Source organism: Ruegeria sp. HKCCD6428 (assembly GCF_013110595.1).
In the GTDB taxonomy this organism is placed as follows: domain Bacteria; phylum Pseudomonadota; class Alphaproteobacteria; order Rhodobacterales; family Rhodobacteraceae; genus Ruegeria.
Genome location: NZ_WVQX01000008.1, coordinates 157711 through 173865 on the forward strand (window position 1 = coordinate 157711; position 16155 = coordinate 173865).

Annotated in this window: 15 protein-coding genes; 10 read left to right on the forward strand and 5 right to left on the reverse strand. The window is 54.0% G+C overall.

What is annotated here, in order from left to right; translation table 11 throughout:
• Positions 1-67 precede the first annotated feature (67 nt).
• From GS620_RS17235 to GS620_RS17280, 10 genes are all read left to right on the forward strand, one after another.
• Positions 68-1336 carry an ABC transporter substrate-binding protein gene (locus GS620_RS17235; protein WP_152459491.1) on the forward strand — a complete coding sequence of 423 codons (1269 nt, stop codon included), beginning with the start codon at positions 68-70 and terminating at the stop codon, positions 1334-1336.
• A 74-nt stretch (positions 1337-1410) separates the two neighbouring features.
• Entirely contained in the window at positions 1411-2256 is an 846-nt protein-coding gene (locus GS620_RS17240; RefSeq protein WP_152459492.1) for a carbohydrate ABC transporter permease, read from the forward strand.
• Positions 2253-3089 (forward strand): carbohydrate ABC transporter permease, encoded by an 837-nt coding sequence (locus tag GS620_RS17245; RefSeq protein ID WP_171206652.1) that lies wholly within the window; start codon positions 2253-2255, stop codon positions 3087-3089. Before GS620_RS17240 ends, GS620_RS17245 begins: the two co-directional genes overlap by 4 nt.
• 23 nt (positions 3090-3112) lie before the next feature.
• A complete protein-coding gene (locus GS620_RS17250) occupies positions 3113-4153 on the forward strand; it encodes an ABC transporter ATP-binding protein (RefSeq protein ID WP_171116994.1) in 1041 nt (346 codons plus the stop codon).
• A gap of 12 nt (positions 4154-4165) precedes the next feature.
• The gene (locus GS620_RS17255) at positions 4166-5443 is read left to right on the forward strand and encodes an amylo-alpha-1,6-glucosidase (protein WP_171617158.1); all 1278 of its coding nucleotides are present in this window, start codon (positions 4166-4168) and stop codon (positions 5441-5443) included.
• Positions 5440-6126, forward strand: coding sequence for a D-lyxose/D-mannose family sugar isomerase (locus GS620_RS17260; RefSeq protein ID WP_171116990.1), 687 nt, complete (start codon positions 5440-5442; stop codon positions 6124-6126). Before GS620_RS17255 ends, GS620_RS17260 begins: the two co-directional genes overlap by 4 nt.
• Before the next feature lie 280 nt (positions 6127-6406).
• The gene (locus GS620_RS17265; protein WP_152459497.1) at positions 6407-7825 is read left to right on the forward strand and encodes a circularly permuted type 2 ATP-grasp protein; all 1419 of its coding nucleotides are present in this window, start codon (positions 6407-6409) and stop codon (positions 7823-7825) included.
• 2 nt (positions 7826-7827) lie between these two features.
• Positions 7828-8769, forward strand: a complete 942-nt coding sequence (locus GS620_RS17270; RefSeq protein ID WP_152459498.1) for an alpha-E domain-containing protein — start codon at positions 7828-7830, stop codon at positions 8767-8769.
• A 3-nt stretch (positions 8770-8772) separates the two neighbouring features.
• Positions 8773-9570, forward strand: a complete 798-nt coding sequence (locus GS620_RS17275; RefSeq protein ID WP_171617160.1) for a transglutaminase family protein — start codon at positions 8773-8775, stop codon at positions 9568-9570.
• A gap of 11 nt (positions 9571-9581) precedes the next feature.
• On the forward strand, positions 9582-10331 hold the full coding sequence (locus GS620_RS17280) for a proteasome-type protease (RefSeq protein WP_152459500.1): 750 nt from the start codon (positions 9582-9584) through the stop codon (positions 10329-10331).
• 266 nt (positions 10332-10597) lie between these two features.
• Here the strand turns inward: GS620_RS17280 and GS620_RS17285 are convergent, their stop codons facing one another.
• The 5 genes from GS620_RS17285 to GS620_RS17305 all read right to left on the reverse strand — a co-directional run bounded on the left by GS620_RS17285 (position 10598) and on the right by GS620_RS17305 (position 16141).
• Complete coding sequence (locus GS620_RS17285; RefSeq protein WP_171617162.1) at positions 10598-11605, reverse strand: DUF2955 domain-containing protein; 1008 nt, start codon at positions 11603-11605, stop codon at positions 10598-10600.
• Entirely contained in the window at positions 11595-12659 is a 1065-nt protein-coding gene (locus GS620_RS17290; protein ID WP_171116978.1) for an HlyD family secretion protein, read from the reverse strand. Before GS620_RS17290 ends, GS620_RS17285 begins: the two co-directional genes overlap by 11 nt.
• Positions 12656-13735 (reverse strand): AI-2E family transporter, encoded by a 1080-nt coding sequence (locus GS620_RS17295; protein ID WP_171230012.1) that lies wholly within the window; start codon positions 13733-13735, stop codon positions 12656-12658. The genes GS620_RS17290 and GS620_RS17295 overlap by 4 nt, the downstream gene beginning before the upstream one ends.
• Before the next feature lie 176 nt (positions 13736-13911).
• Entirely contained in the window at positions 13912-14181 is a 270-nt protein-coding gene (locus GS620_RS17300; RefSeq protein WP_371807936.1) for a potassium channel family protein, read from the reverse strand.
• A gap of 412 nt (positions 14182-14593) precedes the next feature.
• Positions 14594-16141: an arylsulfatase gene (locus tag GS620_RS17305; RefSeq protein ID WP_171120885.1), complete on the reverse strand. Its 1548-nt coding sequence runs from the start codon at positions 16139-16141 to the stop codon at positions 14594-14596.
• Positions 16142-16155: the final 14 nt, after the last annotated feature.

Sequence of the window (16155 nt, forward strand, 5' to 3'; positions counted from 1 at the left end):
TCCAAGATTGTCGGCGAGGGAGGGAGGTTGCCAGATTTTGGCCAGCCCCAGACAAACGGAGGAAAACATGTCCATTCAATCGAAACTTGCGGGTGCCGTATCAGGTTTGGCTATTCTTGTTGGCGCAGCTGCCGTACAAGCCGAAACTCTGTTCTGGTCGACCCAAGCCCGTCCTGCTGAAGAGGCGCAAGCCATGCGGGCCGAGGTGCTTGGTGGATTTGATGGCGAAGTTGATTACCAGCCAAACGAAGATGGCCCTTGGTTGACCCGGCTCCAAGCCGAGTTGCAGGCGGGCTCGGGTAGTATTGATCTGCTGGGCTCTTTGCACGGCAACTTCTCGGCAATGAACCCCGATGATCTGATGGATCTCAGCGATCTGGGTGTGATGTCGGCGTCGGACACTTTCAACGATCTGGCTAAGCTGGGAACGGACAGCCTGCAATACATGCCGTGGATGCAAGCGAGCTATATCATGGCCGCCAACAAGGAAGCGCTGCAATACCTGCCAGAAGGTGCAGACGTTAACGCGCTGACCTATGACCAATTGATCGCATGGACAGCCAATGTCGAACAAGCGACTGGTCAGAAGAAATTCGGTTTTCCGGCTGGGCCCAAAGGGCTGAAACACCGTTTTTTCCAAGGCTATCTTTACCCGTCCTACACTAACGGTGTCGTGCGAACGTTTGCTTCGCCCGAGGCTGTGACCGCATGGGAGAAATTCAAAGAGCTTTGGAGCCATACGAACCCTGCATCAACCAACTTCTCGTTTATGCAGGAACAGCTATTGAACGGAGATGCGTGGATCGTCTTCGATCACACCTCGCGCCTGGCGCAGGCATTCAATGAACGCCCCGATGATTTCGTCGCCTTCCCGGCGCCTGCAGGTCCGACCGGCCGTGGCTTCATGCCTGTTCTGGCAGGTGTTGCCATACCGCGCACCGCGCCGGATGCAGAAGGTGCCAAAGCTCTGGTAACTTATCTGATGCAACCAGAGACGCAGATCGCAACTCTGAGAGCCACTAACTTCTTCCCTGTAGTTGACGTCGAGTTGCCAGACGATTTGCCGCCTTCGGTAAAAGCTGCCGGTGAAGCCGTTGCCAAGATGAGCGGTTCGGCAGACGCCAATCCTGGATTGTTGCCCGCAGGTCTGGGCAGCATGGGCGGTGATTTCAATCGTGTCTACGTAGATACGTTTGAACGCATTGTTCTGGCTGGCCAGCCCATCGAGCAGGTACTGGATGATCAGAAGAAACAGCTTGAAAAAATCATGACCGAAACCGGCGCGCCCTGCTGGGCACCTGATGCGCCTTCGGAAGGCGCGTGCCCGGTCGAGTAAGACCTTCCAACGGTCGGGCCGCTGAAATAGCGGCCCGGCTCCCCAGCATTTTCCCAACTTGAAGGAGCGGTCCGATGGAAGCGCGGCTATTGCCATACCTTCTGATCCTCCCGGTGACTCTGTTTCTCTGCCTGTTCTTTCTTTACCCGTTTGCGTTGGTGGCGCAGCAGGCTTTTGGAACCGAGAGCGGTTTCTCACTGGATAATTTTCGCGAGGTTGTGAACTACTGGAAGTTCCCGATTTCAATGAAGAACACTTTTCTTCTGGCAGCGGCTGTGGTGCCGATCCAGTTGGCCCTTTCGCTTCTGATGGCCACAATGGTCACGAAGATGCAAAGGGGACGCGATCTGGTTCTGTACATTTGGACCATCCCGCTGGGCATTTCGGACCTTGCTGCTGGTATCATCTGGTTGGCTATCTTCGAGCAGTCAGGCTTCCTGAATTCGATGATGGTGGGATTGGGTGTCACTGACCAACCTGTGAGTTTGCTGAGCTATCAGACCCCCTGGATTGTATTCCTTGCGATTATGCTGGCCGAGATTTGGCGCGCAACCGCGATTATGCTTGTGATCCTGGTCGCAGGCATCGGCTTGATACCCAAGGAATACTACGAGGCCGCAGACGTGTTCGGAGCCTCGCGCTGGAAGCAATTCACGCGGATCACCCTGCCCCTTTTGCGCCCGTCCCTGCAAACGGCCCTGGTCCTGCGCGTCATCCTTGCCTTTGAGGTTTTTGCCGTGGTCGCAGCCCTTGGGGGCACGATTTTCCCGGTGCTTATGGGCGAGATCTACGCCTATCAGTTTGATCTGCAAAATGGCGGTGCAGCAGCAGCACTCGCGATCATCGTTCTGATTATCTCGATCGTCTTCACTCTGATCATTATGCGCGCCTTGCGCGTCCCGAAAGGAGCCACGATATGACGGCTGTTGCAGACGTAGTTGCCCCCGACGCACGAAAGGCGGGGAAGGGGCTTTACCGGGCCGGGGTTATCCTGCTGTGCGCCTGGGTGATCGTCCCGCTCTACCTATTGTTTGTGAACACGATGTCCTCACCGGATACTGTGAACAGCTTCCCCAAGAGCTTCCTCCCGGAATTTGACATGGGATCCTTGGAATTCTTTGCGGGGTTCCAGGGAATGCTGACGGCACTGTGGAATTCAGTTGTGGTTGCATTGATGACGATGGTGATGTCCATCGCGATCGGAGCCCCGGCTGGGTACGCCCTGTCACGGTTCGACTTCCGGGGGAAGGAACTGTTCCGCCTTTTGATCCTGCTGACACGGGCTTTCCCACTGCCACTGCTGGCGTTGCCTCTGGCGGTTCTCTTTATCCGCACGGGTCTGGATGACACAGCCTTCGGTCTGGCCCTTGTCCACACCACACTGGCAATCCCCTTTGCGGTGCTCATAACCTTTTCGCTATTCTCAGGCATTCCGCTTGAGCTGGAAGAAGCGGCCTGGACATTGGGCTGCACGCGGCTGACCGCCTTTACCAAGGTGATCCTGCCGTTGGTCCTCCCGGGGATCACGGCCTCGGCTATCTTTGCCTTCGTGATCTCGTGGAACGAGGTTTTCGCAGCCGCCGTTCTGACCATCGAAAACCGGACGCTTCCCGCGTTCCTGTTGCAGACCCTGGGCGAAGCACCGCTGCATCTGAAATTTGCAGGCGGGTTCATTCTCGTGGTGCCTGCACTGATTTTCATCTTCGCCGTGCGCAAATATCTCTTTGCCATGTGGGGTATTGCCAACCGCTGAGCGGTGGCTGAAAGGAAACTGTTATGGCTGAAATACAGATCAAAAACATCGCCAAGAACTTTGGGTCCTACCAGGCTCTGCACGACATCAACCTGACCATCTCGGATCAGGAATTCATGGTGCTTTTAGGTGCTTCGGGCTGCGGCAAGTCCACGCTTTTGCGTATCATTGCCGGGCTCGAGACAGCGACCACCGGCGAGGTCTGGATCGGTGGTCGCCGGGTGGATCACCTGTCGCCAAAGGATCGCGGCATCTCGATGGTGTTCCAGAATTACGCGGTGTTCCCGCATCTGACGGTGTTCGAAAATATCGGCTTTGGTCTGCGGATGCAGAAACTGCCCGATGCGGAAGTCAAACGTCGGGTCGAACGCACCGCTGGATTGATGCATATCGAGCAGCTTCTGAAGCGCTATTCGGGCGAGCTATCGGGTGGTCAGCGCCAACGGGTCGCCGTTGCCCGTGCATTGGCGATGGAACCGGATGTGATCCTGATGGACGAGCCGCTGTCTAACCTTGACGCATTGTTGCGGATGGAGATGCGGGCCGAGCTGAAGGGTGTTCTGGCTGAAAGTAAAACCACAGCAATCTACGTGACCCACGATCAGGTCGAAGCTATGTCCATGGCTGACCGGATCAGCGTCATGCATCAGGGCAAAATAGTTCAGGCCGCCTCGCCTATCGAGGTGTACCGGGATCCCGCGGCCGAGTTTGTGGCCAGCTTTATCGGCAATCCGCCAATGAACTTCCTTCCTGCCGAAGCAGCGGGTTCCGGGCGCTGGAATGTGGCAGGGCAAAACCTTGACGGGCCGGCAAACGGCAAAGAGCTGAAATGGGCGATTCGACCGGAAGATCTGCGCATTGCAGATCAGGGTTTCGGAGCGCGGGCCAAAGTTGTGGAGCCTCTGGGCGCGCATTTGCTGGTGACTTGCGATGTGGACGGACACCAATTCCGCGCTGTGCTGGATAGTGAGCTCGACGTGAAACCAGGTGACGTACTCACCTTGGCGCCGCAAGAGGGTCGCGGACGCTGGTTTGACCCCAAAACAACTCTGGCCGTTGCGTAAAGGAGAACCACGATGAGCCAAGCGCTGATCGATCAGGCCTGCAAAGTAATGGAAGGCAACGACCGTGGCAGTTATACCGTGCCTACCCACGGTCTCTATCCCTTTCAGTGGAACTGGGATAGCGCATTGTCTGCGCTAGGCTTTTCGCATTTTGACATGGACAGGGCTTGGGTCGAGGTCGAGACCCTAATGGCCCATCAGTGGGAAGACGGTATGGTGCCCCATATCGTTTTTCACGAACCCGATGACGGCTATTTCCCCGGTCCTGACGTCTGGCAAACCGGCCAATCTGTACCGACGACCGGTATCACCCAGCCGGCGGTTGCGGGACTTGCCCTGCGCAAACTCTATAATCGGGCCGAAGACAAAGCCGCCACCCGGACGCGGCTTGCTGAACTTCTGCCCAAGGTCCACGCATGGCATCAGTGGTTCTACCGCAACCGCGATCCAGAAAACACCGGGCTGGTGGCAATCATTCACCCGTGGGAATCCGGGCGAGACAACTCGGTGGACTGGGACGAAGGGCTGGATGCTGTACCGACTGAGGGCATAGCACCGTTCACGCGACGCGATACAACACATGCCAATCCCGATCATCGCCCGACAGATGATCAGTACCAAAGGTATATCTGGTTGGTGGAACACTTCCGCGGATTGCGATGGGACAACACAAAACTACATGACGCCTCGCCTTTCCGATTGGTTGACCCGGGGTTCAATGCCATCCTTATTCGGTCTTGTGACGATGTTGCGGAATTAGCGGAGATTTTGGGTATTCCTGCCATGGCCTCTGAAGCGCGCGAAATGGCCACCAAGGGCCGTGAAGCGTTGGAAAGCTTATGGAATGCAAATCTTGGACAATACACGTGTTACAACCGCGCCGCCGGGATTCTGCAAGACACGCCAACGGTCGGCGGGTTACTTGCGGCAATTGCTCAGGTGCCTCCCGAGCGCGCCCAAGCCCTGGTGCGAAGGATCGCCTTGCTGTCCGAGCGATGCGATTATCTGGTGCCAAGCCACGACCCGGCGGATGACGCCTTTGACAGTAAACGCTATTGGCGTGGACCGACATGGCTGGTCGTGAACTATATGATTGCCGAAGGGCTTATCCAATCAGGACAGGAAGCAATGGCGCAACGTATCCTTGCTGGCAGCTTGCGCCTCATTGAGAAAAGCGGCTTTGCGGAATACTATGATCCCATCAGCGGTGAACCGTGTGGGGGTGGAGATTTCACTTGGACAGCTGCAATGGTGATTGAAATTCTCAAGATTCAAAAAGTGCCCGCATGAAACGTTCGCGCATCAACGAGATTATGGCGCAAGCAAATGAGCTAATTCGCTCTCACGGTTTCACATTGCCGCCGTTTGCCTATTGGACGCCGGAAGAATTTAAGGCTCGTGAAAGCGATGCCCGTCACGTGATTGACGCGCGTTGCGGTTGGGATATCACTGATTACGGCGACGGTGATTTTGATCGGATGGGCCTGTTTCTTTTCACCCTGCGCAACGGTCTGCAGAGCGACTTAGCGAAAGGCGGCGGCATGTGTTACGCTGAGAAGCTTTTGATTTCACGGCAAGATCAGCTTTCGCCGATGCACACGCATGTTCTGAAGGCAGAAGATATCATCAACCGTGGTGGCGCGACCCTAGTGATCGAGCTTTTCGGCTCGGATGATGCCGGAGGTTTTGCAGAGGATCGCGGCGGCGTAGTCTGGCTGGATGGTATCCGCCGCGATTACGGCCCGGGCGAGAAACTGCGCCTGGCCCCCGGTGAAAGCGTCACCCTTCGCCCTGGTGATTGGCACGCGTTTTGGGGCGAAGGTGGCGATGTGCTGATCGGCGAGGTCTCGACCGTCAATGACGACGAGACCGACAATGTTTTTCGCGACCCAATTGGCCGATTTGCCGAGGTTCAGGAGGACGTCGCGCCGACACATCTTCTGGTCAGCGACTACTCAAAATGGCTAGGCTGATTGATGAAGCCATTGGAGGAGTTCGTGGCGTCTTGGCGCGAACTTAACGCTCTCTATCCGAGTTTGGGCGGTCATCCTTCACAGAAAATTGGCAATATCTATAGGCTTCATTTGCCCGTTCGCTGCGTTGTGCTTCAACAGCTGGAAACGCGAACAACGCCACGGTTTTAGGATCACCACGATATTCATTTCGCCTGAAAATTAGACGTCACTTAAGACGACAGTATCAAATCGAGCCTGAACGACTTGAAAATTCTGATTTGAGCGTGAAACTTAACACATGAGTGAGTATTTTGATGAAATGTTCAACGGCGATGGATCACTCAGAGGTCCATATGAAGAGATCGGCCGCTGGTTCAATGCTGAAGACGTATCACGGCTGAGGGCGAAACAGCGTGAAGCCGAAGAAGTTTTTAGGCTGACGGGCATCACCTTTAATGTTTACGGCAAAGCAGAGGCAGAGGAACGACTGATACCGTTTGATATCGTGCCGCGTGTCATTTCGGCACGAGAGTGGCAGCGGCTGGAACGAGGTATCGAACAGCGAGTTCGGGCAATCAACGCGTTTCTTCATGACATATACCACCGTCAGGAAATTGTTCGCGCAGGCCGTGTGCCGGCTGAGATGATCGCCGCAAACGAAGCGTTCCTGCCGCAGATGCTGGGCATCACGCCACCTGGTAAGGTTTATACGCACATAGTCGGTGTTGATTTGGTGCGAACCGGGCCGGACGAGTTTTTTGTGCTGGAAGACAATGCGCGTACGCCGTCCGGTGTGAGCTATATGCTCGAGAACCGGGAAACCATGCTCAAAATGTTCCCGGAACTGTTTAGCGCCACAAATGTCCGGAATGTTTCCGATTACCCGCGTAGTTTAAGACGGTCCCTGGCTGCATGCGCGCCAGCTTGCGCCGAGGGAGAACCCACTGTCGCCGTGTTGACGCCTGGCATCTACAATTCAGCCTACTACGAGCACGCCTTCTTGGCAGATCAGATGGCCGTGGAATTGGTCGAAGGTCACGACTTGCGGGTTGTAAACGGGCGTGTCTGCATGCGCACCACCAGAGGTTATAAACCCATCGACGTTCTCTATCGCAGAGTGGATGACGACTTTCTGGACCCGTTGAATTTCAACCCCGACAGCGCATTGGGCGTGCCGGGTATTCTGGACGTTTATCGCGCTGGCGGTATCACGATTGCGAACGCCCCGGGAACAGGCATAGCCGATGACAAGGCGATCTATTCATACATGCCTGAAATCGTTGAATTCTACACGGGTGAGAAGCCCCTGCTTCAAAATGTTCCCACGTGGCGTTGCAGCGATCCCGAATCTCTGTCCTACGTACTGGACAATCTGTCCGAGCTTGTTGTGAAAGAAGTGCACGGGTCTGGCGGCTACGGGATGTTGATCGGCCCGACCGCCAGCAAGAAAGAGATTTCAGCTTTCCGCGACAAGCTCAAAGCGCGGCCGGCGAACTATATTGCTCAACCGACACTGTCGCTTTCAACCGTTCCGATCTTCGCGCGGTCGGGGCTGGCCCCCAGACATGTCGATCTGCGGCCTTTCGTATTAGTGTCGCCTGAGGGGATCAAGATCACTCCCGGCGGCCTGACCCGCGTGGCACTTAAAAAGGGGTCATTGGTCGTCAACTCGAGCCAGGGCGGTGGAACCAAAGACACCTGGGTTCTGGAGGACTGACCATGCTGGGAAAAACTGCTGGTGGGTTGTTCTGGATGTCCCGCTACCTGGAACGAGCGGAAAACACGGCCAGGCTGCTTGAAACAGGTCAGCGGATGGCGTTGACCCGCACCAAGAATTCGACCGAAGAATGGGGTTCTGTTCTGAAAACGGCCGGCGTTCTGGATGGGTACCACGCCAAATACGATGATGTTTCAAAAGACAACGCGGTGGATTGGATGCTGCGTGATGCGGATAATCCATCCTCGATCAAATCAGTCATCAAGCAGGCAAGAGACAATGCGCGTCTTGTTCGAACCGCACTGACACACGATGTTTGGAGCGCAGTAAACTCTACCTGGATGCAGATTGATGATGTCATGAAGCGCCGCGTGAATGAGCGGGACCTGCCTGCGACGCTGGAGCTTATTCGCCAACAGGCGGCCCTGGTTCGTGGCGCTACATTGGGCACGATGCTACGCAATGACATTTTCGACTTCACCCGCATTGGTACGTTCGTCGAACGAGCCGACAATACCGGGCGCATTCTGGATGTGAAATACTACGTTCTTCTGCCCACAGCTTTCTCAGTTGGCTCATCACTGGACAACATCCAATGGGAAAGCATTCTCCGTTCCGTCGGCGCTGGCGGAGGATATCGAATGACCCACGGTGAGAAAACCCAACCGTCTGATATCGCACAGTTTTTGATCTTGGATCAGCGAATGCCGCGCAGCCTTCACTTTTGCTGCAGAAAAATTCAAGAAAACCTTTCTTACCTAAAGAAAGACTATGGCTTTGCCGGGCCTTCCTGCGAGGCCTCGAATGGCCTCTACGAGAAATACCTGGATCAAAAAATCTCTGATATCTTCGAAATCGGTCTGCATGAGTACATTCAGGATTTTCTGACAGATCTCGGCAGCTTAAGTCGACAGATCGAGGTTGATTACAGGTTCTACGAGTAGCCAATGAAACTGCACATTCGACACGAGACACGATACGATTTCGATGCACCCGTTCCCTTCGGGCTGCAACAGCTGAGAAAGACACCAAAGTCATTCCGCAATCAGAACATTGTAAGTTGGAGCACCCAAATCACTGGCGGGCGCAAAGAACTGACTTTTGAAGACTACCACCGCAACACCGTGGAATTGATCAGTTTCGACGTAAACACCCAAAGAATCTCGTTGATCTCAGAAGGCGTTGTAGAAGTAGAAGACACACATGGCGTCCTCGGGCGTCACGAAGGGTCGACTCCATTGTGGCTATTCAAAAGGAGCACCCCGCAGACAACGCCGGGAAAAGGGGTTGCCGAAGTGATAGGCGCGTTGCCCAAAGGCGAACCGCTGGAAAAGATGCATGCCCTTTCCGAAAGCATTCGCACGGAGGTCGCGTACGAGATTGGAAGTTCGCACCCGGGCTGGAGCGCAGAAGACGCACTCGAATCCGGGTGCGGCGTGTGTCAGGACCACGCGCATATTTTCATTGCCTGCGCACGACAGATCGGAGTTCCGGCACGCTATGTATCGGGTTACCTGATGATGAACGAAACGGAACTACAGGACGCGACCCATGCCTGGGCTGAAGTGTACTTGGACGGGCTTGGGTGGGTTGGGTTCGACGTTTCAAACGGGATTTCACCTGACGATCGATACGTACGCGTCGCGACCGGTCTGGACTATTCCCAAGCTGCCCCAGTAATAGGGAACAGAATTGGGGCAGCGGGTGAGCAATTGACAGTGCAGTTGCAGGTCGCACAGCAATAACGGAGAACTTGATGACCTATGCTGTGGGTATGCGGCTGAATCGCGGGTTGGTGTTCATGTCCGACACGCGCACGAATGCAGGCGTCGATAATGTTTCGACCTTCAACAAGATGTTCAATTGGACAGTTGATGGCGATCGGTCGATCACTATCCTAACGGCCGGAAACCTTGCGACTACTCAGGCCACCATAAGCCTTCTGGAAGAGCGGACCAAAGCGCCAGAAGATCGCTCGCCGTCCATACTGGAAGCACCGACAATGTTCCAAGTCGCGCAACTGGTCGCGGCTACGTTGAATGACGTCATACAGGAGCATTCCCAATCCGGCCAGCAAGCCGACAGCGCCTTTCATGCGACACTCATTTTAGGTGGCCAGATCAAAGGCGGCCCGTCTCGCCTGTTTCTGATCTACCCCGAAGGCAACTTTATCGAGGCTGGCGCTGACACTCCGTTCTTTCAGATTGGAGAGACGAAATACGGTCGTCCAATTCTGGTGCGCGCCTATGATCCGGAGATGAGCTTTGCGGAAACTGTGAAACTCCTGCTTGTCAGCTTCGACTCCACGATCAAGGCCAATCTATCTGTCGGAGCTCCGCTTGACCTTCTTCTTTACGATGAAGACAGTCTTGAAGGCGGCACACGGTCCAGATTCGAACCCGACGATCAGTACTTTCGCACCATTTCCGAGGTGTGGGGCGACGCGTTGAAATCGGCCTTGTCCAAGCTTCCAGAATACAAACCAGAGCGAAAGCCAAACGATTGAGCGTCCGCTTTGTCCGCATCGCCGACTTTCGCTGAGCTTTGCTTGAGTGTCTACTTGGCGGGCTAGGCAGACGATGGTTTATACGATCGCACCCGTGTTTCCGCCGGCAATATAAGCGCGCCGTGTTTGCCAAATTCGGAAGAACAGTGTTGAATCTGAAAGGGATTAACCTGAGTTGTCGACGCGCGCTTGGATAGTAACACTGACTTCGAAGCACATTGTTCTTGTTGCTGGATTGGACGCCTGAAAGCTTTACTTCAGGCAACTCATGAAGCTTGCATTTCCCTCTCCGGCCAGAACTCGTCCACTATGACATAAGCGACAATCACGAAGAAAGCGGCCCCTGCAACTTGCAATACGCGCGTGATACTTTTGACGTCAGCTTCATCCGAAAACGGTGCAACCGACCCACCGTAAACGATCAGAACCGTTGTCAACGCCGAACCGGCTGCTGCTGCGAGTGCGACCTGAGATTTCCCAAGCGCTCCGAGGGTGAAGCAGAAAAACAGACATAATAAAATGGGCGTCAGAATAACCGGTGCGATCACGTTTACCTCGTAACAAATGATCGACACCGCTGCCCCAAGCAGGTTTGCCGTAAGCATAGCTTTGGCGACGGCTTTTCCCATCGACGGCATGGCGGCCAGTTGCTGGCTCAAAAGAGCGACAAAGAACAGAACCAACAATGCAGATGCCCCGGACACAAAAAACACTATGGCAAATGGAAGCGTCACAAGCGACATTCTGACGATCCGCCGGTACCGGTCAAAATCTGGTGGCGCGTCGGCTTTCTTTTGGGCGACTGTTTGAGGTTCCGCTGGGATCATCACAAACATCAGCGTGGATACGAAACCTGCAAATAGCAGGTTAATCGGTATCCAAAATACAAGCACAAGCGCCAGATCCTGCGATTGCAAAACGAGGTTCGGGATCATCAACGCCCCCATGAGTGCTATGACACCGGGTAGAACACCGGCCCCTGAAACTGACCACATGAAGGACAGGATGATCCCGATGGCAACCAGAATAAGGAATACCACGGGATAGGGTGCGAAAACGGACGACAACAGGAATGAGATGAACATCAATCCTATAGAGAAAACAAACAGCTTTGCGAATGCCGCCAACGGCAGCGCGGTGGGCGCTTGTAGGAACAGCGCGGTGAAAACTGCCCCCACAACCGCCAAAGGCCACCCAAGAAACAAGCCCAAGGCGAAAACGCCGGTCACACCCAGCGCAAGCCGGATAACGGATTTTCGATCCTCAATAGGCATAGGATAGTATTGAGACCAAACGGATATAGGTCCGGCCGACCACATTCAGCAGGGAATTGTCGCTCAAATACATGATCACGTCGGCCTGCCCGTTGAGTTGGAAGCGCAGTTCGTCTTTGGCGTTTCCGGCCTCATATCCCGGCAGCACGATCCGAACGGGAAACCGTTCTGGTTCGCGCAGAAACCCCTTGGTACTTGGCGGGCTGGCCAACTGGCCAGGTTCATCGCCACCGCTCAAGGATACAGCCGCGCTGAAGCTCTCAATGACACCCGGGATAATTTGACCGGGGTGCATATCCAACACGACATCAACAGGAGAACCCACCCCTGCCCGGCCTAGGTTATTTTCCGTAAAATACGCCTCTATCCATATGTCGGTTGCATCCAGGAACGTCAAAAGGTCCTGACCGGACCGTGCATACGTACCAGGTGCGATCAACAGATTGGATATGACACCCGTCGCCGGAGCACGCAGTTCAGTCCATTCCAGGTTTAGCTCTGCATCCGCCAAGGCAGCTAACGCGCGCTGAATTTTTGGATTTTCGATCCCGTCGTCACCCAGCCTCTGCTTTGCTTTTTCAAGATCCGCTTTGGCGTTCTCATAATTTGCTTCGGACTCTGCCAGTTGACCTCGGGCATCGTCGGCTTTTGAGACGGCGATCAGTCCCTTTCTTTCCAGCGCAAAAACACGCTCTGTTTGAATGCGTATTGTGTCCAGATCGCTCTGGGCCCGCGCCAGTTTGGCTTGCGCGGCTCTTACCTCTGCCGAGGATGCACCCACCTCCTGCGTTGCCGCTTCTAGATCAGCTTCCGCCTTGTTGCGTTGAATTTCGTAGGGCCTTGGGTCGATCCGAACCAGAATATCACCTGCCGAGACGATCTGTCCGTTTTCGACAAGAACTTCGGTCACTGTACCGGTGACCTGTGGAACGATCTGGGTCGCAATGGCCTTTACTCTGGCATTCCCGGTAAACGGCGTTTTTCGGTCAGCGACAAGATACCAGATAAGAAAAACAAGAATGACGGCCAAAGTGGTCCAAATCGTCTTTCTCATTTCGTGGCTCCTTCAGCCGCGCTTTCAGCTTCTGCAGGGGCGTCGATCCAGACCTTGAACAGCTCATAAAACACGGCAAACAGAACAGGTCCCATAAAAATGCCGATCAAGCCATAGGCCATCATGCCGCCAAGAACACCAATGAGTATGACCAGCATTGGTGTTTCGAGGCCTTTTGAGATGAATACAGGCCTTAGGAAGCTGTCCATTATCGCAACGGGAATAGCCAGGATTGTGAAGATCAACGCGGCACCGCCGGACATGGTGCTCCAAGCGTAAATAATCACTGGCAAAAGAACCAAGCCGGGCCCGATCTGGATAATCGAGAGGATCAAACAGATAAACGCCAGCGTGGCGGCCGAGCCAATTCCGAACAGCGCCAACAATATCCAAACCACGACCGCCTGAATCGCAGCCACGCCAATCACACCTTTTGTCACATTGCGGATCGTAGCGCCGGCAAGTGTAACGAACTCACCGCCACGGGGCGCAAAGACACGGTTGGCAAAGCGCTGCAGGCCTTGCACCAGACTTGGACCAGGACTGAACAAAGCCCCCATGATCAAGACGGATAGGGCCAGCGCCAAGAGCCCAAGCCCTATGCTTAGGACCTTTCCGAACAGTGATTTGGTGATCTCAAGAATCTGCGCGCCGTATTTGGCAAGCGCGCCGTCAAGGTTTCGTTCAAACAAGCCCCAGACTTCAGCAATTTTGTTTCCGACCAGCGGCAGCTCCTTTAAGCCATCGGGTGCCGGTGGGACTTTTAGCTCGCCGTTGTCAGCTTGTTCTGCAAATCCAGACCCAAGTTCGGCTGCTCCGGATACCGCTGTCGCGACCGGTCCCAAGGTCAGAACGAGGCCCAACAATACCAGTATCGTCGTCGCAAGCTTCTTTCTTCCGCCCAACCTGGACTGCAGCCAATCGAAAACCGGATAGAGTGCGACGCACAGGATCGTCGCCCAGATGACCACGCTTGCCAGCGGGGCCACCATTACCAAAGCGCTGTAAAGGAATAGCCCGAGAAACAGCAATCTAATCGCGAGATCGACAATCTTCGCGTCCTGAGTCTTTTCCATACCATCCCTCCAAGATTTGTTTGTTCAAACTTTACACTCAAAAAAATTAATATGTATATTTAAAATACCAAAAAACCTGCAACCATTTGAAGTATATCGCAAATCTGGATTTCAGAGGGGCTGTTCGGTCGACGTATTGCCTGGGTATGAAATCGCAGTGGCTCGGCGGGGCAAAACTAGTTGTCCTCTTGCTTGTCGTCCTGGGACAGGATTGTATCTGCCACCGTAGTCGCTGCAGTCACGAAGATACCGAGCCCAACGATGATGTAGAAAATTGTAAATATTTTCCCTGCCGCTGTTTCAGGAGAAAAGTCACCGAACCCAACGGTCGAAATTGTCACAACAGAAAAATAGATAGAGTCAAGCCAGCTCCAACCTTCGACATAACGGTAAAACACCGACGCCCAGAGGATCATGCCAGTAGTGAATGCTAGAAGGCCCTTCACCCTGCCATCTTTAAAGGCGACGCCTATACCTCGCGTAATTCTCGTTAGTGAATTCATAAAGAAAGAATACCAAGGGATTTATTTATACATAGGATTTTTTGAATTTTCTCGTATCTTTCCAAAAAGCCTGTTGCGCTCCCACCGCGCGTGTCCGGCAGGAATGTTAACCAATGTCTCGCTCAATCGCTTCGGGATTACTCAAGTCAATTCTGTTTTTAATCACCCGGCAAAGTCGGCAATGGGCTCGGCAGAGTCATTCGGTGCACTCGGCGTGAACGACTGCTTCGCGGACAAAGCCGCCGTTCATTCTCTCCCTTGGACTGCGCCAATTTTCAGTCCAAGGGGATGATTTGCGCGTTTAAATTCGACAGAACGTTGTCTTTAAATTCAAGATCACTGGCTTTCGTCAGAGCTATTGATTGCCGGCACGGCTGGTGAGTTCCTCCATAACGTTGTCGAGGTTAAAGCTGCCGGGTTTTTGCCTTGGCGGAAATTCCTCGAAGCTTTGAAGCCATTGCCCAACGTAGGCGGAGGCCGGAGCTATCGCGAACATATGCTCGAGGAACCAGCGCTGGTATCCCATAGCGTTCTCTTCCTCGGCTCTCTCGAACGGATCACTCCGTAAGTTTGAAAGCATCGGTGCGCGCAACACCTCGAAAGGTGAGAGCCAAACATCAAGTCCATGTGCGTTCTGTTTTAGGAATGTCACCTTGTACTGTTCATAGCGCAAGGCGGCTACGCTGCCATCGTCAGTCCAATAAATGAATTCACTGCGTGGCCAATCATCAGTTTCACCTGAGAGCGACGGAAGTAGATTGTAGCCGTCCAGATGTGCCTTGTATTGGCGACCGATCGCTTCAACGCCACCATCAAGTAGCCTTTCTTTGATGTCTGGCTCGCCGACAGAAGCCATAATGGTTGGCAACATGTCCGCATGTGAAGCTACGCCATTGATCTTCGATCCCGGCTCGATGACGCCCGGCCACTTGATGACCGTCGGGACACGATAGCCACCTTCCCATTGCGTGTTTTTCTCGCCGCGGAAAGGTGTAGTACCACCGTCCGGCCACGTGAAGGTCTCGGCTCCGTTGTCTGTTGAATACATTACGACAGTGTTTTCGGCGATCCCAAGCTCCTCAAGTTTATCAAGTAGTACACCGACGTGCCCATCATGCTCGACCATGCCGTCAGGATAAACACCAAGTCCCGTCACTCCGTCGGAGTCTTCCTTAAGATGCGTAAAAATGTGCATGCGAGTGGAATTCCACCAAAGGAAGAAAGGCTTGTCCTGCTCAACAGCTCTATCCATGAAGTCCAACGCACTTGCCGTGACTTCTTCGTCAACGGTTTCCATGCGTTTTTTTGTAAGCGGCCCGGTATCCTCGATCGAGCCATCTGCGGTTGACTTGATCACCCCGCGCGGGCCGAAATTCTCCCTAAAGGTTTCATCCTTGGGATAATCTGGATTTTCAGGCTCTTCTTCTGCGTTGAGATGGTAGAGATTCCCGAAAAATTCATCGAAACCGTGATTGGTGGGGAGGTGCTCGTCACGGTCACCTAGATGGTTTTTGCCAAACTGGCCTGTCATATACCCGTGGTTTTTGAGTAGTCCAGCGATGGTGGGGTCTTCCACGGGCATGCCCTCAGGTGCGCCAGGAAGGCCGACCTTCGTCAAACCCGTACGAATGGGAGATTGTCCAGTTATGAAAGCCGCTCGTCCTGCAGTACAGGACTGCTCTCCGTACCAGTCAGTAAATAGCGCGCCTTCTTTGGCTATACGGTCGATGTTGGGTGTCTGATAACCCATCATGCCATGGTTGTAGGCACTAATATTCCAAAACCCAATGTCATCTCCCCAAATAATCAGGAAGTTCATAGGAGGTTCATCTTGTGCGTAAACGGCCGTAGCGGTTGCGGCAAATAATGCCGCTACTATGGTGGATTTTGTTTTGTACTTCATATTCGTCCTCCCAA

Coding starts and splice junctions, on each gene's coding strand:
- GS620_RS17295 (WP_171230012.1), bottom strand. CDS start 13,735: ATGGAAAAGACTCAGGACGCGAAGATTGTCGATCTCGCGATTAGATTG.
- GS620_RS17260 (WP_171116990.1), top strand. CDS start 5,440: ATGAAACGTTCGCGCATCAACGAGATTATGGCGCAAGCAAATGAGCTA.
- GS620_RS17275 (WP_171617160.1), top strand. CDS start 8,773: ATGAAACTGCACATTCGACACGAGACACGATACGATTTCGATGCACCC.
- GS620_RS17305 (WP_171120885.1), bottom strand. CDS start 16,141: ATGAAGTACAAAACAAAATCCACCATAGTAGCGGCATTATTTGCCGCA.
- GS620_RS17290 (WP_171116978.1), bottom strand. CDS start 12,659: ATGAGAAAGACGATTTGGACCACTTTGGCCGTCATTCTTGTTTTTCTT.
- GS620_RS17240 (WP_152459492.1), top strand. CDS start 1,411: ATGGAAGCGCGGCTATTGCCATACCTTCTGATCCTCCCGGTGACTCTG.
- GS620_RS17255 (WP_171617158.1), top strand. CDS start 4,166: ATGAGCCAAGCGCTGATCGATCAGGCCTGCAAAGTAATGGAAGGCAAC.
- GS620_RS17270 (WP_152459498.1), top strand. CDS start 7,828: ATGCTGGGAAAAACTGCTGGTGGGTTGTTCTGGATGTCCCGCTACCTG.
- GS620_RS17250 (WP_171116994.1), top strand. CDS start 3,113: ATGGCTGAAATACAGATCAAAAACATCGCCAAGAACTTTGGGTCCTAC.
- GS620_RS17235 (WP_152459491.1), top strand. CDS start 68: ATGTCCATTCAATCGAAACTTGCGGGTGCCGTATCAGGTTTGGCTATT.
- GS620_RS17245 (WP_171206652.1), top strand. CDS start 2,253: ATGACGGCTGTTGCAGACGTAGTTGCCCCCGACGCACGAAAGGCGGGG.
- GS620_RS17265 (WP_152459497.1), top strand. CDS start 6,407: ATGAGTGAGTATTTTGATGAAATGTTCAACGGCGATGGATCACTCAGA.
- GS620_RS17285 (WP_171617162.1), bottom strand. CDS start 11,605: ATGCCTATTGAGGATCGAAAATCCGTTATCCGGCTTGCGCTGGGTGTG.
- GS620_RS17280 (WP_152459500.1), top strand. CDS start 9,582: ATGACCTATGCTGTGGGTATGCGGCTGAATCGCGGGTTGGTGTTCATG.